Origin of the sequence: Deinococcus sp., assembly GCF_018260405.1 — a bacterium.
GTDB lineage: Bacteria > Deinococcota > Deinococci > Deinococcales > Deinococcaceae > Deinococcus.
Window position 1 is genome coordinate 1 of sequence record NZ_JAGLBG010000230.1, and the last position, 907, is coordinate 907.

Below are 907 nucleotides of genomic sequence, written 5' to 3' on the forward strand. Positions count from 1 at the left end.
AACGTCCACCATCCCGCCGCCCCGGACGAAGCAGCGAGACACCATTGTCACGCGCCCAAGGAACGAAGGTTCGGACGCCTACACGGTAGGCGGTCAAGGTATGTTCACTCGTTCGGCTGCCTTGGTTGCTTCCTGAACGCATATACGCCATGAGGACTTGAGTCAGGACTTCGACATCGTAGGTGGCCGCTGCCTCCACGGCCTTGACCCGCAGCGCTTGGTCGGTGAGGTCGCTCAGGGCTAGGGCGGTGGTGGGGCGGACGAGCGTCATGAGTGGATTGAGGGTAGCAAAGTTTTTGACAATAATCCCAGTTATTGTTAATTCTTCAGGAAAGGGAGTGGGGATTATGGAGGAGGCAGAATGGTGGGGTGGAGGGGTTGGGGTGGATATATATTTACGAGGTTGATATATGGGGTGACCTGAGAATCGGAACAGAAACCTGCGCTAAGGAAACGACTTCTCTGAAATCCCCTCTCCTAGATGGAGATTTCTTAGCTCTGATTTCAGGAGTCACCCAGCGAGCGAACACCAGAAAATCTTTCCTGTGATAAGTGTCTAAGGCGGGAGGAATGCCGTCGCAATCGCTGTTGCCTTTATCCGGCAAAGCTGTTGCGAACCCTATGATAAGGCTGATTGAAGCAGGAATATCTCCTTAGCGCAGGTTTTGGTTCCGATTCTCACGTCACCCCTACTAAGCTGGAATTCATTTGTTGCTTTTGCAATACAGACTCGCGGACTCCGTACGGTAGCGAGATTCCAAGTTTTCAAGTGTGTTGCGCATAAACTGTTCACCAAACCATCAGACTGCGATGAGAAAGCAAAGCCTGAGAGTAACTGCTCAGCAGGGGGACTTGCGAAGCGGAAAGGGGTAGAGTAGGGACATTACGCAAAAGATCTGTCCCAACT

Annotated in this window: 1 pseudogene; it reads right to left on the bottom strand. The window is 52.1% G+C overall.

Annotated features, from left to right (window positions below):
- A pseudogene (locus QZ269_RS13260) lies at window positions 1-271 on the bottom strand (integrase); the annotation flags it as partial.
- Between the last annotated feature and the right edge of the window lie 636 nt (window positions 272-907).